Raw genomic sequence first — 14,929 nt, forward strand, 5'->3', positions numbered from 1 at the left:
TTATAGTGCAATGACCAGCATTATTCGCCGGCGTATTCCTCCCACATTTCATCAAAGACAGAAGCTTTCATGACCGGGTGTGCCTTTTCTTCGACATATTTTGAAAGCTGATCAAAGTCTGATGACGATTTGGGAAATGAATGGTCCAGAAACATCGAATCCGCAAAGTGGGAAAAATCATCAGCATCCAGTTTCCCTCGATATTTTAATGCAAATTGATAAAATGATCGGTCCATGAAGGGCTCCTTCCAGATTTCAGGCCAAAAAAACCCGGACAGTTGTCCGGGCAACCTTCTATTCAAACAATTTTTTGTATTCGGATAAGCCTTCTGCATCCAACTGCTCTTTAGGAACAAAACGGAGCGCTGCAGAATTGATGCAGTAGCGCAATCCGCCAAGAGAAGATGGGCCGTCCGGGAACAAGTGCCCAAGATGCGAATCGGCTGTCTCAGAGCGGACTTCCGTTCTTCTCATGCCGTGGCTCGTGTCCAGGTTTTCTTTTACTTCGGAGCCTTCGATCGGCTTCGCAAAACTAGGCCAACCGCAATGGGCATCAAATTTATCTTTGGAACTGAACAGCGGTTTGCCGGAAACGATGTCCACATAGATGCCTTCTTCAAAGTGTTGGTCGTATTCTCCCTGAAACGGCGGTTCAGTGCCGCTTTCCTGGGTCACATGATATTGCATCGGCGTTAGCTTTGCTTTTAATTCTTCTTTCATGATTGTCCACCCCAGTTCTTTTCAATAAAAGCCGTCCGCCCAGAGCCGACCGAATATCGGTTGTAATGGGCAGGGTTTTTCTTATAGTAATCTTGATGATGAGATTCTGCCAAATAAAATGGTTTGGCTTCAATAACTGGTGTTGCTACAGGATTTTTAAACCTGCCTGAATTGTCCAGTTCCTGTTTGGACTTTTCTGCAGCAAGCCGCTGCTCTTCTGAATGATAGAAGATAGCCGTCTGGTAAGATTCCCCGCGGTCAAAAAATTGTCCTCCTGCATCTGTCGGATCGATTTGTGTCCAGAATACATCCAGCAGTTTTTCGTATGGAAAAATGTCGGGCTGGAACGTAATTTGAACCGCTTCGACATGGCCCGTTGCGTTTGAACAAACTTGTTCATAGGTCGGATTTGGCAGATCGCCGCCTGTATAGCCGCTTACTACTTCCTCAATGCCGTCCAGTGAATCGAAAGGCTTGACCATGCACCAAAAACAGCCTCCTGCAAATGTCGCTTTTTCTGTCTTCATAAGCTCACTCCGTTCCTTATGGTTCAATTGTTACTAATAACCGGATATCGTCTTCTTGCAAATTGAACGATGCTGCGCGCACAGAAATGCCGTCATCCAACGGAATTTCCGTCAGTTTTAGCAGCACTTCTTCGTCGGCAGGCATCACTTCCATAAATTCCGGAAGTTCAACTGAGTCTCTAAGCAACTTTAACGCAGATTCAGGCGGAATATCCAGCATGCCGACTTCCACTGACTTTTGTTCCAGCAATAAATTGCCGTCTTCTTGAACAAGAGGCTCAAATTTCATTAAAATTGGCAAGGTTACTGAAAAAATAGTAAGCTCGGTCGAAATGCTGACGTCATCAGTAACTGACAATGATAAAGGAATTGGCTGGTCTTTCATGGCATCTTGTATATAAGTGTTGGCAATTCCTTCAAAATCGGATTTTGTGGTATTGACGACAACTGTATTGCCGGCAGCCGGCGTATTTTTCACCGCTTGATAAGATGTGTGGTCCTGCGGTGGAGTGGTCACATAAAGTAAGAGTCCCACCAACGCCAAGGCGTTGAACGCCAATAGCACAAAGAAAGCAAAACGCCATTTTTTCATTTGTCACCACCCCCTATTCTTCGTAGCTCAACCCGCATTCTTCCATGCGTTCCAAAATACGCTCAGTCATCAAGTCATAGCCTTTGCTGTTTGGATGAAAAAAATCAGAGTGATAAACCAGGTTCTGATTGCCGACAAACAAGTCACTGACAGGCACGAAGCATGCTTGAGGATCTGCTGCCGCCCGATCTTCCATCACTTGGTTATAGGAAGCGATAATCTGATCAAATTCCTCTACCTCATCAGTAATGAGCGAGAAAGGATTGTAGATGCCCACAATGATCATGGGTGCATTGGGATTGATGTCGCGGATTGCCGTAAAAATTGTTTCAAATCTATTTTCATAAAGGATCAGTTCATCCTCAAAGGCTTCCAAATTCAATGAAAACAAATCGCGTTTGACGATTCGCATGACATCGTTTCCGCCAATCGTCAGCGACAAATAATCCGCTTCTGCAACAGGACCGTTCAGTTCGCCCTGCTGAATCATAGCCAATAGCTGATCGCTGCGGCGTCCGCGCTTAGCGGTGTTTTCAACAGCGACTCCTTCAATTCCTTGCCAGGTTCGAATCTCGTTTGCCACTCTCCCTGTATAGCCCCCTAAGTTCTCTTCGTCGCCTACACCCTGAGACAAGGAGTCCCCTAGGGCCGTAATGACCACAGCTTGAGGAACAAAATTTGGCGGAATTGTATACGGGTTAATGGAGGGTTCGGTTCTTGGTTCCGCTTCTTCATTGCCAAAGATAAAAGTTGGACTGCACCCCGCTACAATACCCATGGACAAAATGATGATAAACAGGATGCGTTTCAAATTTGTCTCTCCTTTTTCTGAAGGGCTTTACCGTACAAGTCAATCCGTATAATACATGAAACCAATGGCTCCGATTCCCGTATGGGTAGAGATAACCGGAGTCGTAAAATCGAATTTAATATCTGTAAAGCCCGTTTCCTTAATTTTTTCCCGCAGCGGTTCAGCCATTGACAGTCCATTAGCATGGGCAATTCCTACACCTTTAACAATTTTCCCTGCCGTGCGGTCCATGAAATCCTTCATGAGATATTCAACCACTTGCTTATGGCTTCTGACTTTGGCGACGGGTGTGTATTCACCGTCGTCCAATGAGGCAATCGGTTTGATCTTCATCAGCGAACCCAGCAATGCGCGTCCTTTGCCGATGCGACCGCCTTTCACCAAATTATCAAGTGTGTCGACCACTACAAACAGCTTGGTGTTGAGGCGGATCTCTTCCACCCGCGCAACAATTTCGCTCATCGACTTACCAGCTCTCGCCATATCAGCTGCTTCAAACACCTGAAATGTCAACGCGTGGGAAATATAGCGGGAATCGATGACCGTAACAGCTGAATCTGTCAGTTGAGCTGCTGCTTTCGCCGACTCAACTGTCCCGCTCATTCCGCCGGTCATGTGAATGGATAAAATTTGATCTCCATTTTTGCCCAGTTCATCATACAGTTCTTTGAAGATGCCCGGAGCCGGCTGTGAGCTTTTCGGCATTTCATCGGAGGTTTTCATCAGCTCGAGAAAAGATTCCGGCTCAAGGTCAACGCGGTCCAAATAAGATTTTCCGCCAATTTGAATGTTTAACGGAACTACGTGCAAATCATATTTTTCAATGACATCCGGTTTTAAATCAGCGGTCGAATCCGTGACAATATGAATTTTTGACATGAAATCACATCCTTTTTCACTTTAGTATAAGTAATCGGTATATAGGAAATAACTCATAGCGTTGGCCGCTTAGTTTGATAGACAGAAATCGACAGTCAGCCACCGGCGCTTTGTTGCACCGGTGAATCAAGGGCATCTTCAATACGTGACCGAACAAGCGCTATTGCGGATTTGGTATCCAGTTCTTGGATCCGGTTAGCCGGAACAGGATCGAGCAATTGGACGGATACTGCTGCCGGCATAATCTTATTGTTGTTTTTTTCCATAATATCAGAAGTTCCAGAAATCGCAATCGGCAAAACCGGGACACCCGAGTCTTTCGCAATACGCATAAAACCGGATTTGAATTCACCCATCTCCTGGCCCTTGCTTCTCGTTCCTTCAGGGAAAATCAGGATGGAATGGCCTTCTTTCAGTTTTCCAACCGTATCGGTGATTGACTTTAACGCGCTGCGGCGATCGGTTCGGTCGAGAAATACGCAATTCATTTCTTCCATATACATCGGAATGATTGGCATTTTCTTCACTTCTTTTTTTGAAATAAAACCAAAGGGTTTTGGAATGGCCGACAGCAGGACCGGAATATCAAAATTCCCTTCGTGATTGCTGACAAAAAGGACCGGCCCATCAGGCAGGTTTTCCAGCCCTGTAACAGAAACAGTGCTTTTCGTCCGTTCCATAATGCCGGTCGCCCATTTTTGAGGCTCTGTATGAATCAGCTTGTCATACTCCTCTAAACTCAGCTGCGATTTTTGTTTTATGAACTTTTTCAGGTTTACAGCGCTGATCGGCAAATAGCCAAATAGAAATGAGAATGTCCTGACCGAGTTAAGCATGATCTTTTTTCTTTTTCCGGCGTTCGTACACCAGGTATGAAAATGGCACTTCATTTGAAATTTGCTGTTCCGATTCGGAAACGAGCTTCCATTCACGGCCATATTCCGGGAAGTATGTATCCCCATCAAAAGCCTGGTGAACAAGTGTGATGTAAAGGCGGTCAGCATCATCTAAAATTGAATTGAAAATCTGCTCGCCCCCGATAATCATCACTTCTTCATGAAATTCTCTTGCCAGTTTTACGGCGTCCTGCAGATTATGGACTACATCCACACCTTCTGCCTGATAGTCGTCATTGCGTGTCACGACAATATTGCGGCGTTTTGGAAGGGGACGGCCGATCGATTCAAACGTATTGCGCCCCATGACGATGCCTTTTCCAATTGTCTGTTCTTTGAAATAAGCCAAATCAGCTGGAATGTGCCATGGCAATTCATTATCTATTCCGATGACCCGGTTTGGATCATGCGCTACCATCAATGAAATCATGAATTTTTCCTCCTATCCCGCTTTTTGCGGGTGTTGAACTCTACTTAATCAGGATTTTTGTTGTTAAAGAAATCGTATTGTTTAATCGCAATTCCATTTAGTAAGGGACGTTAAACTGCGACGGGTGCCTTGATCCGAGGGTGCGGATCGTAGCCTTCGATGGTGATATCTTCCAGTTTCAAGTCGAAAATTGAATCGACATCATCGTTAATTTTCAGAGTTGGCAATGGTTTTGGTGCTCTTTGAAGTTGTTCCTTTACCTGTTCCATATGATTGGAATACAGGTGCGTGTCGCCAGTAGTATGGACGAAATCGCCAACTTCCAAATTGCATTCCCTTGCGATGAGGTGCGTCAATAGCGCATAAGAAGCGATATTGAAAGGCACGCCTAAAAAAACATCTGCGCTTCGCTGGTATAGCTGACAGGATAGTTTGCCATCCGCCACGTAGAACTGGAACATGATGTGGCATGGCGGCAAAGCCATATCATCAATAAATTCCGGATTCCAAGCAGTGACAAGGTGGCGTCGCGAATCCGGATTTTCCCTGATGGATTCGATGACATTCTTTAGCTGGTCAATGGTACCGCCTTGGGTTGTCGCCCATGAACGCCATTGTTTGCCATAAACCGGCCCCAGGTCTCCATACTTTTCTGCAAACTCCGGACTTTCGATTACTTTCCGCTGAAAGCCTTGCATCTCCAGTTTGTATAGTTCCGCGAATTCCGGATCCCTTTGTGCCCGCCGCCCAAAGTCGGTCATGTCCGGCCCTGCGTATTCTTCACTTGCTACCCACTGGGCAAACGCCCATTCATCCCAAATATGATTATTGTCCTGGAGCAAGGCCCGGACATTGGTATCGCCTTTGATAAACCAAAGAAGTTCCGAAACAATCAGGCGGAACGCTGTTTTTTTAGTGGTCATCAGTGGGAACCCTTCGCTCAGATCAAAACGCATTTGATGGCCGAAGACACTCAAAGTTCCTGTGCCGGTCCGGTCTTCTTTTGTCGCTCCGTTATGTAAAATGTGTTCGCATAAGTCTAAATATTGCTTCATGTAAATCGCCTCCGTTATTATGTTTAATCATAACAAAAACTCTCTACTAACAACACTTTCTTCTATGATTTATATCTATTTTAAGCTGAACAGCTGAACTTACCTATTACTCTTCCGCAAAACAGCAATAGGTGTATGAAGAAAAGTTCATTAATCATGAGTTAAATAACTGCCCTAGTGCCGGCGCGTCCAAGCAAGAAGACAGGTGCTTTTCTGGCTTCCTATGAGAGCCATGCCCAGAGCGGCCGAAGCGGTTCATGAAATGACGATAAGTAAGTCCAGCCTAAATGATTCATCTATACAAAACAAAAAACCGTCACTAAGTGAACGGTTTAGGAGAGCCATTTGGGCGGTGTATTTTTGGACCAGTAAATATCGCCCACGGTTATGTGTTTTTGGAAATCATCTTCAGCTAAATGGTAATGGAAATTAAATGAATAGCCTACTTGCGGCTTTTTCTCGGTTCTGACGTGGAAACGGATTTCGTCTTTGTTCGTTTCGGTATCATACACATGGAAAATCTTTTCTGAATAATCGCCTGAAGGCTTTTCAGAAATGGCCAATTTGCTTAACTTGCCGGTATCCAAAGTTGCCAAATGAACATCGATCGCCCGCTGGATGTTTGGCAGGATCATAGTTTGAAATTCATCTTGAATGACAGGGCCGATCCGCGAACCGAACTTCAAATAAGACTGCTCTTCGGCAGATTGGTGGACCGTGTCAAGGATGGATTCACTGGTATCGTAAAACTCGCTTGGATCGATCCAATCATAAATATACTGTTTGTTATCGCTTTCAGCAGCGTGTGATTTCGGTTGTCCTTTTTCGTCCAGAAGCGACTCCCAGATTAAATGGTTCGGGGAGATTGCACCCAATGTCAAAACGGCAACTGCAATCATCAGCGACTTTTGCCACCAATTTTTCATCAACATCACCTTTTCATATATGAACATTTTAGTAACACGTTTGCTTATTTATACGAATTTTATTGGTAAAGGTTTCATCTTCTTGAAATTCATTGTACAATAAAGTCATTAAGAACGCCTTGTTTTTTTTTGAAAAGGAGGAATTTTCATGGATGCATCATTATTGATCGGACTGGGTCTCCTGTTTATGCTTGGATACTTGACTTCACTTTCTTTTACAGACTAACGAGCAAATAAAAAAATCTTCTGGGCATCCAGAAGATTTTTTTATTTGCTCGTTTATGGCCTGACAGAAATTACGCCGTAATGGAATTTTGTATTTGGCCGAACGCGCCGGACAAACCCAAACCTTTCAAAATCGCCTGAGCGGAAATGCGCTTTTAAGACGATGCTTTTTCGTGCCACACGTTTCGCTTCTGCTACCCACTGCTCTGTCAATTGCCCATGGTCAGCCGGTCCTCTTAGCGGAGTAAAGTTAGATGCCTCGGTAATTTCCTCGGTGAACATCGGATCCATATAAATGACATCAATGGAATCGGATTCGAGCGTTTCCAAAAAAGACACCGCGTCTGATGTTACCACTTGGATGCGCCGCATCGCCTCTTCTAAGTGAAGCATCTCGTTGTATGCCTGCAACCCCTGTCCCACTACATAAGCAAGAACCGGATGGCTTTCGCAGCCTATCACACATCCTCGCTCACCAACGCGCTGAGAGGCTACAATGGCGTCTGAAGCTAAACCCAATGTACAGTCTAAAAAAGAATCGCCCGGAGCCAGTCTCGAAACTTCAATAACCGGATCCTGCTCGAGCGGCCGTTTCGTCCGGAAAGCTGCTGAATTCGGATGAAAAAAGAACGGCTCTTTTTTACCCAGTGGGTAAAACTCGAGCCGTTCTTTTAAACAAACCAAAAGATCCGCTCCTTCATCCGCATGCATCCTGTCGATGGAACGTTTATTGCGCGGAACCTGCAGAAGCGAAAGATCTTCTGAAACACGAGCGGCCCGCTCTAACATGGATGAAGTTGGCCGGTACGCTGTTGTAACTAGCGTTTTCACTGAGCTGCGACCTGTTCAAGAACCTGCGACAAATGATCGCGAATCTGCTCCATCGGGAAGCCTTCAATTTGTTCACGCGGAATAAAATAAGCCAGCTGGCCGTCCTTCAATACCGCAATCGATGGCGATGACGGAGGAACTTCCTCAAAATAATTGCGCATTTGTGCAGTTGCTTCTTTGTCCTGTCCAGCAAACACCGTCACCAAATGCTTCGGTTTCGCCTCTACTGTCTGAAGCGCTTCAATAACTGCCGGACGTGCCAAGCCTGCAGCACAGCCGCAAACCGAGTTGATGACAACAAGGCTCGTGCCTTCAGAGCTGCTCATATGCTCATTGACTTCCTCAGCCGTCAATAATTCCGTAAATCCTGCACCCGTTAATTCTTGGCGCATCGGCACGACAATGCCTTTCATGTACTCATCATATGCGTTCATGCTTTCGCCCCTTTTCGTTTTCATCTGGTTTCACTTGGTATCTTGGGTTCTTTTCTATTTCAGTGTAACCTAGATAGGTTGGAATTTCATAGTGAGCTGTTTTGGATGTGCCTTTTTAAGCGTCAATAAAATATTTTCCACATAACAAATTTCTGTAAGTTTCTTCTATATAATAACTTATAGCGAAAATAAAATACTGCCGCGAAAGACGCTGGCGGCAGTAATTTTAACACTCTAGCAGATTGGGAGATGCAGTATGAAGAAGAAAAAGAAGCAGATAAAAGAAGAAAATTGTTTTGTTGAAATGTTTAAGGAACTTAGCTTTACAATTATAGCGGAGGCTATATTCTCCATTATATGGAATGCCATATTATTCATACCCCGTTCGATTATCCGGTTATATAACAATATGTCACTCTAAATAATTTTCTAGTCATGCTCTTTCCTTCACTACCCGACTGAAAAATCAGTTTTGAATATTCCTCTAAGCTATCCAGCTAAGTGGAATCGGTTCTTCGGCTTTTTTCATAAGCACGCTCCTCTTTTAAGTAACGGATGTAACTGCTCCCGAACGCGACAAGCGACGTGATCCAAAGTGAGATTACAGCTGCATTTAAGATCATGAACATCATGATTCCTCCTTAGAATTACTTTAATATCACTCCATCTCTTAGCGCCGGCGCGTCCAGGGCGAGGCGAAGCAGGAAGACAGGCGTCATTTGCCTGGCTTTTGCGACGAGCTTGCGCAGGAGCACTCGTCTTTATTCTCTCCAAAGCGGCCGAAGCGATGAGCAAAATTCAGTTTCTTTTGTTCAGCACCGGGTCGAAATACGGATCAAAAATTGCAAGAAGGCCTTAAGAATTTCTTTACGGTATTTCACTATTTTTAATTAGTCGTGCTAAGGCATAGATAAGTTTCTAATGCATACAAAAAAAGCGCCCAATGGACGCTTTTTTTGTTAAATTTCTTTGGAAATGCTGGTATACATGTTCTTAAGATATTTATCCGGATGGGGCATCGGGTGATTTTTGCCTCTTTTGGTATTCCGCTGATAACTTTCAAAAGCGGAATTAATTAGCTCCCAATCATCCGGATAATCGGTTTTAAAATTAGTTTTAAAAATATGCCAAGTCATATCCTCACCATACTTTTTCATCATTGCTTCTAGTTTTTTCTTTTTTGCCGGAAATACTGCACTGCCCATAACATCACTCTTTTCTCATACCAATATACAACAAAAGAAAAAATTTGAAAAGATTCATCAAGCCGAATTTCTGCAGCTCTTGTTCTTTTTATGAATGAGTTGTTCCGCTGCCTTAACTAAAAAAGATCCAACTCAAGAGCTTTTGCCCCAATCTGAATCCCAATGGAGCTGGAGTGCAGTGATATTTTATGTTGTTTTATTGCCGTACAGCTTTTCTTCCATGACCCGGTCAACCAGTTCGATTGCCTGCTCCAGCCGCTCGTTGTAGTTTCCTTTGATAGAATGGTAGAGAATATTTTGGCGATCCAATATGCCCTTTAAATAGTCGTTGTTCCGCTCCCGAATCTCTTGTTCTCCGAATAACCGGGTGCCATCATCGATCCATGCAACATCAGGCTCCAGGAAAAGCCATAGATCATAGTTTTGAAGAGCAGCTACTTGATCGAGGACTGGCTGTTCGTAGCCGAGGTATGCCCACGAGAAATACTGCGTGACATTTGCTTCCGTATCGATAAAGAGCAGTTTGTTGGCACGCTTTGCCTGTTCTTCTTCATGATATTTGTGCTCGAAGGCGATTTTTGGAAAGTCTGCTTCAATGGTGATTTCAGCGCCGATGTTTTCATAAAACTTGCGGCCATATTCTTCGACATAGCTTGTGTTATAGAGATTCGCCAGGTTTTTAACCAATGTTGATTTCCCGGCGCTTTCGGTTCCAACCACGACAACCGTCCGAACAAAGTAAGGCTGAACCACGTGAGGAATGATTGCCCAGTGTTTCATGGCACCTTCTTCACGTATTTGTGTAGCAGAAATGGGGTAAGTCTGCCTTTCTGCATCTAAAACTATATGCTGTGCGTCTGGATAAAGCTTTTCAAAATGCTCGCCATAAGCATGTTCTGAACTAAAGACAGTATCAATCCCTTTGCCGATTGCCTCTTTGATGGCAATCGACCCTTTCTCCCAATCATAAAATTCATCTGTCTGCTTTTCAGCTACGGCGTGGACTTTGACATGCGGAAGGTCTTTTGTGAGTTCATTCCACCAGCGAAGCCGCTGATGGAATGGTATAGGTTCCATCAGCGTGCCATTAAAATAAAATTCACGTTCATACTCTTCGTCATGCGTGAGGATAACGTGCAACTCTTCTACCATGGTACTGGCACGGATCATTGCACTAACATGCCCCTGATGGATAACCAAAAATTTGCCGCCGTACATTCCAACTTTGCCAATCGCCATTTAAACGGTCTCCTCTTTTAACACTTGATTTTTAGCCATCTTTCTCCAGTTGTAATATCCGTAAATTGAGTTGACAAGGAATGCAGTCCACATCACGACCAATGTATAATCGTTGCCGCCTGTTGCATCCAGCGTGACTACCCAAAGAACAATGGAAAGAATGTTAACCAAAATCCAAACGAGCCATTGTTCAGCAAAACGTTTCAGCATAAGAATCTGCGCTGTGACGGACAACACATTCGTTGCGGAATCCAGGCCGACAGAGCGTCCACCAATGGCCTCCAGCAAAATTGCATACAGAATGGTCCCAATGATGATGGCAATAGCGGTATAAAGCCAGGAGCTGGGGTTCATTGTTTTAACAATGATGTCTTCGCCTTGCACACTGTTTTTATTCTTGATCGTGTTTCGATGCCATAAGTAAAGACCGATAAATTGAATAGGAAAATAAAACAGGCCGTTAAGCATCGCCTCTCCATATAACCCGTATGTAAACGAAATGTATGCATATGTAGATGTCTGAATTATGCCAAAGTAATAATTGCTGATCTTTCCTTTTGCCACTAAAAGGACGCACAGCATGCCGCTGAGGGAACTGATGAGACCCAGGAGTGTATCATCCCAGGCAAAAAACAAGTAAATATTAATGGCTGTGAAAATGACGAGCCAACTTTTTTCGAATAAACTCCAATCTTTTAAGAAGCGTTGTGATTTTGATTCGGCAGCGGTGATGGTCATGGTTTATCCTCCAATTTTTTTGATCTTCCAAATCATTTAATAGCATCATTTGAAAACTGTATATTTTTTACCTTGATTATACCATTTCCTCTCATTTTCATATCTATTTTTCCGTGCTGTAAACCCAATTTTTTATGCCAAGAGTTATTCCCAACGCAATCTATGAAATTTCTAATATTTCTATTAAACCCCAAATATAAACATAGATATATAATATATGTTATAGTTAGGGTTGAACATTACTAGTGGATTCTTCGCGACTTTATTTAGTCAATTTCCAAAGTGGAAGCGAGGAATTACGATGAGCTCGGATAGAATTAATGAGATATTATCTACAATGCGTCAGTATCACACCGCAAAAATCCCTCATACTTTCAGCAAAGAAGGTATTTGCCTGATGCGCGCACGATGTACACCTTCAACTTCAACTCTGAAACTTACTTTTTTAGAAGAACAATGAGTAAAATTGTATAATTCCATTGCTGAAGTTGTGAAAACAGTAGAAATACAAGTTAATTTAACCTTAAGTAACCGACCCTGATCCTTCAGGTTTTTTTATGCCTATCTTGAATATAGTGAAATATATTAACGTTCATGGAACTCGCCTCGGATTCACTCTAAAGTGAAGCAGCACGTCTAATCTGGAAAGAGAGCGATTTTATGAAATTGAATCACATTAAAGATCTTTTAATTATTACATGCAATTTTAATGCGTCCACCATCACCCACACATTTGCGATTGATGACGGCGAAGATGCCCTTATCGTTAAGTGCATCAAAGACACGTTTATCATAGAGATTACATCCCGTGAAAGCCGGCACATTGAACAGTACACTTCTGTTGATCAAGCGGCTGAAAGACTTTTCAACAAAATGGATTCTAATAAAGTTTCCTGATCATTCATTGCCGACTTTTTAACTATGATAGACACAATAAACAAAAAACAACCTGCCGTTCGTTACCAAACGGCAGGTTGTTTTTTACTATTTACAGCATTTTAAAATAAGATGGCTCAAAGAATAAAAGCAAAAGACGCCTGTTTGTAAAAATTTCTTGACCTCTCTAAATCACATTTCACATTTAGCTTTAGGCAATATAAAAGCCACCCCTCAGGATGGCTTAAAGAGCGATATTTGAATGCCTTCAACTGATGGCGGGCGAAGAATGATTGAACTGCCTGATTCTTCTACCGTGTAATTCTTTAAAAATTCTTCCACATCTTTCGGATGTTCTGCAACTTCTTCTCTTATGAGTTCCTGAATAATCAACGAACTTCTTTTTTGATTTAGTACTACACCATTGACTGTAAGATTCACCTGTAACCCTCCTATGTATATATTTACACGATAGCATAAATTTAATACAAGCAAACGTATATATGGACCTAATATTTTCTAATATTTTTTACGATAATTAATAAATTCATACCTTTTGATGGAGAAAGTGATTTAAATTACCTATTTCACACTAAATTTATAATACCTCGCACAGCAAAACCACGAAATCCTGTCAATAAAAAAACTACCCATATTGGGTAGTTTGCCAGATTCTCGCTTTAGTTTTCTGTTTCAGATGTTTTGTTATCAAACAGTCCCGGTACCAATCGATTCACTGCAAAGCTTTGCGTCAATCCACAATGGCCGCAGCCTGTGACAATCAGAGGAAATTTGCCTGCCGTCGATTTGCCTAGAAACAGAAGTTCCTCGACGATAACCGGTTCTTTTTTCCCACAGGCAGAACACACTTTGCTGACGCCCCGCTCATTCAATGTTTTTGCAACAATTTCCAGCTGCTCTTTAGTAAGCCCCATTTGTTTCACCCTCCTTTGTTCTTGGAAGTTTCACTCCTTTTTATCGTACTCTTTATTGATAAAGTCCAGCATTTGGCTGAATATGTCGTATTCAAACCACTCATAGGAGGTATCCTGGTCGTATTTTCCACCTTCTTTGATTTCCAGGTTGTTTGAGGAGAGCTGCACAATTTGGGTATCTTCCAAATCTTCTTCCTGCTCTGTTACTTTCTGGCCAGCAAATTGCTTGGTTACTTTCCCATAAAAAGCATCCCGTTTTTGCCGGTCTTCAAATTCCCACGATTCATACTTTCCGCTATATAAAATTTCCATTGAATAAACATTGTTTTCCATTTCCAATTCCCTCCAGTAAATGATGACCCCGTATTTTCTATCGTTTAGGAGCACTTTACCTCTTATTGGCCATTTGGAAACATTTAATTTGTCTTCGAACAGAAAAAGACCGGAGACTCTTTAGTCCCCGGCCCACTTATCTATTCATCTTTCATAGCTTGGCGTGCTTCGGTCATTTGTTTCCAGACAGACCCTTTTGCATCTTCGCCTTGTTCGATCCGTGCAATCGCCATTTTGATTTGCAGCTTAACTTCAAACTCCGGATCTTCTTGTGCTTCTTTAAGCGCCGGCAAAGCCGCTCCAGTTCCTGTTTCATATAGGAACATCGCTGCTCTCCAGCGAACCAATTTGTTTTTATCCCCTAAAGTTTCCATCATGATCGGTTCAAATTCCTCAAAACCGAGATCGCTGATGGTGTCGCCCGCTGTTCTGCGGACAGCCCAGCTTTTGTCTTTCATTGCCCGTTCAGCGTAAGGAACCACTTCCTTGTCCTTAATATCACCAAGGAAAATGGCGGCTTGGCGTCGAATGGACATTTTTTCATCGTCTAACGCCAGCGACAGCAGAGGCAAATCTTCAACATCCGCTTCAATCATTTGATCCAGCAGCTGGAAACGTGTTTCCCAGTCAGGCGCATCAAATTCTTCAGCCGTAATTTTGCGGCCGCGCGGTGCGGCCTCTGGCTGTTCGGTGTCTTTTTTTGCAGTCAAGGCATCCAGGCGCTCTTGCGGAAAGGCTGCTTCAATTTCTTCGACCATACTCTTGCCGATCTCTGATTTGTCACCGTAACGCACGCCATAATCTGCCCACTTGCGCTGCAGCAGGTAGTTTTCTTCTGTCGGGTCCATGACGAGCTGCATCGCCGTGACAAAGCGCTCTGGCATGCCAAAACGTTCTTCTGAACTGTTATCAAAAACTTTTACCTGCAACGGAATCCCCTTGAACTCTTGAACATGTACATACACTTCTCCGTAATGCTCATCCAACTCGATTTCTTCGCTGCTGTGCTCACGGCCTTCACCGAAAACATTGCGGACTTGCGCCAAAATCGCTTCCCAGTCAAACTTGGATATGCGTTCGACTGCTAAAAAGTCAGCTACATGGTAAACGCCCTTTACGCCATCAATCAAGAGAATCTCCTGAACTTCTTTAGGAGCGCCTTCTAAATTGTCTTTATGGTAGTTATGGCTTTTGCCAAACGGCAATTCCTGATCGATGATCACTTTCATCGTATTCGGGCTTGGTGTCGGTTCAATAGTAATGATTTTCACAAAAAA

The 14,929-nt window shown here is 43.3% G+C and carries 21 protein-coding genes; 1 reads left to right on the forward strand and 20 read right to left on the reverse strand.

Features of this window, described 5'->3' with window-relative positions; all coding sequences use genetic code 11:
• Positions 1-20 precede the first annotated feature (20 nt).
• The 16 genes from QOZ98_RS01480 to pnuC all read right to left on the reverse strand — a co-directional run bounded on the left by QOZ98_RS01480 (position 21) and on the right by pnuC (position 11,508).
• Positions 21-236 (reverse strand): YozE family protein, encoded by a 216-nt coding sequence (locus QOZ98_RS01480; protein WP_308785781.1) that lies wholly within the window; start codon positions 234-236, stop codon positions 21-23.
• A 58-nt stretch (positions 237-294) separates the two neighbouring features.
• Positions 295-720 carry a peptide-methionine (R)-S-oxide reductase MsrB gene (gene msrB / locus QOZ98_RS01485; protein WP_142826341.1) on the reverse strand — a complete coding sequence of 142 codons (426 nt, stop codon included), beginning with the start codon at positions 718-720 and terminating at the stop codon, positions 295-297.
• The gene (gene msrA / locus QOZ98_RS01490; RefSeq protein WP_308785782.1) at positions 717-1,247 is read right to left on the reverse strand and encodes a peptide-methionine (S)-S-oxide reductase MsrA; all 531 of its coding nucleotides are present in this window, start codon (positions 1,245-1,247) and stop codon (positions 717-719) included. Before msrA ends, msrB begins: the two co-directional genes overlap by 4 nt.
• A 16-nt stretch (positions 1,248-1,263) precedes the next feature.
• Positions 1,264-1,839 carry a YpmS family protein gene (locus QOZ98_RS01495; RefSeq protein WP_308785783.1) on the reverse strand — a complete coding sequence of 192 codons (576 nt, stop codon included), beginning with the start codon at positions 1,837-1,839 and terminating at the stop codon, positions 1,264-1,266.
• A 13-nt stretch (positions 1,840-1,852) separates the two neighbouring features.
• Complete coding sequence (locus QOZ98_RS01500; protein ID WP_308785784.1) at positions 1,853-2,650, reverse strand: GDSL-type esterase/lipase family protein; 798 nt, start codon at positions 2,648-2,650, stop codon at positions 1,853-1,855.
• A gap of 39 nt (positions 2,651-2,689) precedes the next feature.
• Entirely contained in the window at positions 2,690-3,529 is an 840-nt protein-coding gene (locus QOZ98_RS01505; protein WP_308785785.1) for a DegV family protein, read from the reverse strand.
• A 95-nt stretch (positions 3,530-3,624) separates the two neighbouring features.
• Positions 3,625-4,365 carry a lysophospholipid acyltransferase family protein gene (locus tag QOZ98_RS01510; RefSeq protein ID WP_308785786.1) on the reverse strand — a complete coding sequence of 247 codons (741 nt, stop codon included), beginning with the start codon at positions 4,363-4,365 and terminating at the stop codon, positions 3,625-3,627.
• The gene (locus QOZ98_RS01515; RefSeq protein WP_308785787.1) at positions 4,358-4,855 is read right to left on the reverse strand and encodes a dihydrofolate reductase; all 498 of its coding nucleotides are present in this window, start codon (positions 4,853-4,855) and stop codon (positions 4,358-4,360) included. Before QOZ98_RS01515 ends, QOZ98_RS01510 begins: the two co-directional genes overlap by 8 nt.
• 110 nt (positions 4,856-4,965) lie before the next feature.
• Positions 4,966-5,910, reverse strand: a complete 945-nt coding sequence (locus QOZ98_RS01520) for a thymidylate synthase (protein ID WP_308785788.1) — start codon at positions 5,908-5,910, stop codon at positions 4,966-4,968.
• A gap of 332 nt (positions 5,911-6,242) precedes the next feature.
• Positions 6,243-6,836, reverse strand: a complete 594-nt coding sequence (locus QOZ98_RS01525) for a YpjP family protein (RefSeq protein WP_142826349.1) — start codon at positions 6,834-6,836, stop codon at positions 6,243-6,245.
• 279 nt (positions 6,837-7,115) lie between these two features.
• Positions 7,116-7,892, reverse strand: a complete 777-nt coding sequence (locus QOZ98_RS01530; RefSeq protein WP_308785789.1) for a class I SAM-dependent methyltransferase — start codon at positions 7,890-7,892, stop codon at positions 7,116-7,118.
• Positions 7,889-8,326 (reverse strand): BrxA/BrxB family bacilliredoxin, encoded by a 438-nt coding sequence (locus tag QOZ98_RS01535; protein WP_308785790.1) that lies wholly within the window; start codon positions 8,324-8,326, stop codon positions 7,889-7,891. The genes QOZ98_RS01530 and QOZ98_RS01535 overlap by 4 nt, the downstream gene beginning before the upstream one ends.
• A 497-nt stretch (positions 8,327-8,823) precedes the next feature.
• Complete coding sequence (locus QOZ98_RS01540) at positions 8,824-8,955, reverse strand: hypothetical protein (protein WP_268951331.1); 132 nt, start codon at positions 8,953-8,955, stop codon at positions 8,824-8,826.
• A 330-nt stretch (positions 8,956-9,285) separates the two neighbouring features.
• The gene (locus QOZ98_RS01545) at positions 9,286-9,531 is read right to left on the reverse strand and encodes a hypothetical protein (RefSeq protein WP_308785791.1); all 246 of its coding nucleotides are present in this window, start codon (positions 9,529-9,531) and stop codon (positions 9,286-9,288) included.
• A gap of 186 nt (positions 9,532-9,717) precedes the next feature.
• The gene (nadR, locus tag QOZ98_RS01550) at positions 9,718-10,770 is read right to left on the reverse strand and encodes a multifunctional transcriptional regulator/nicotinamide-nucleotide adenylyltransferase/ribosylnicotinamide kinase NadR (protein ID WP_308785792.1); all 1,053 of its coding nucleotides are present in this window, start codon (positions 10,768-10,770) and stop codon (positions 9,718-9,720) included.
• On the reverse strand, positions 10,771-11,508 hold the full coding sequence (gene pnuC, locus QOZ98_RS01555) for a nicotinamide riboside transporter PnuC (protein WP_308785793.1): 738 nt from the start codon (positions 11,506-11,508) through the stop codon (positions 10,771-10,773). It lies immediately after the preceding gene.
• A gap of 660 nt (positions 11,509-12,168) precedes the next feature.
• On the opposite strand from pnuC, the gene QOZ98_RS01560 reads away from it, so the two are divergent.
• Positions 12,169-12,405, forward strand: a complete 237-nt coding sequence (locus tag QOZ98_RS01560; protein ID WP_308785794.1) for a hypothetical protein — start codon at positions 12,169-12,171, stop codon at positions 12,403-12,405.
• Between the two features lie 213 nt (positions 12,406-12,618).
• Here QOZ98_RS01560 and QOZ98_RS01565 read toward each other — a convergent pair whose 3' ends face one another.
• From QOZ98_RS01565 to QOZ98_RS01580, 4 genes are all read right to left on the reverse strand, one after another.
• Positions 12,619-12,825, reverse strand: coding sequence for a hypothetical protein (locus tag QOZ98_RS01565; protein ID WP_142826356.1), 207 nt, complete (start codon positions 12,823-12,825; stop codon positions 12,619-12,621).
• 239 nt (positions 12,826-13,064) lie between these two features.
• On the reverse strand, positions 13,065-13,319 hold the full coding sequence (locus QOZ98_RS01570) for a hypothetical protein (RefSeq protein WP_308785795.1): 255 nt from the start codon (positions 13,317-13,319) through the stop codon (positions 13,065-13,067).
• A 30-nt stretch (positions 13,320-13,349) separates the two neighbouring features.
• Entirely contained in the window at positions 13,350-13,652 is a 303-nt protein-coding gene (locus QOZ98_RS01575) for a hypothetical protein (protein WP_308785796.1), read from the reverse strand.
• Positions 13,653-13,792: 140 nt separating this feature from the next.
• On the reverse strand, positions 13,793-14,923 hold the full coding sequence (locus QOZ98_RS01580; protein WP_308785797.1) for a conserved virulence factor C family protein: 1,131 nt from the start codon (positions 14,921-14,923) through the stop codon (positions 13,793-13,795).
• Between the last annotated feature and the right edge of the window lie 6 nt (positions 14,924-14,929).

Origin of the sequence: Planomicrobium stackebrandtii (genome assembly GCF_030814955.1) — a bacterium.
Lineage (GTDB): Bacteria > Bacillota > Bacilli > Bacillales_A > Planococcaceae > Planococcus > Planococcus stackebrandtii.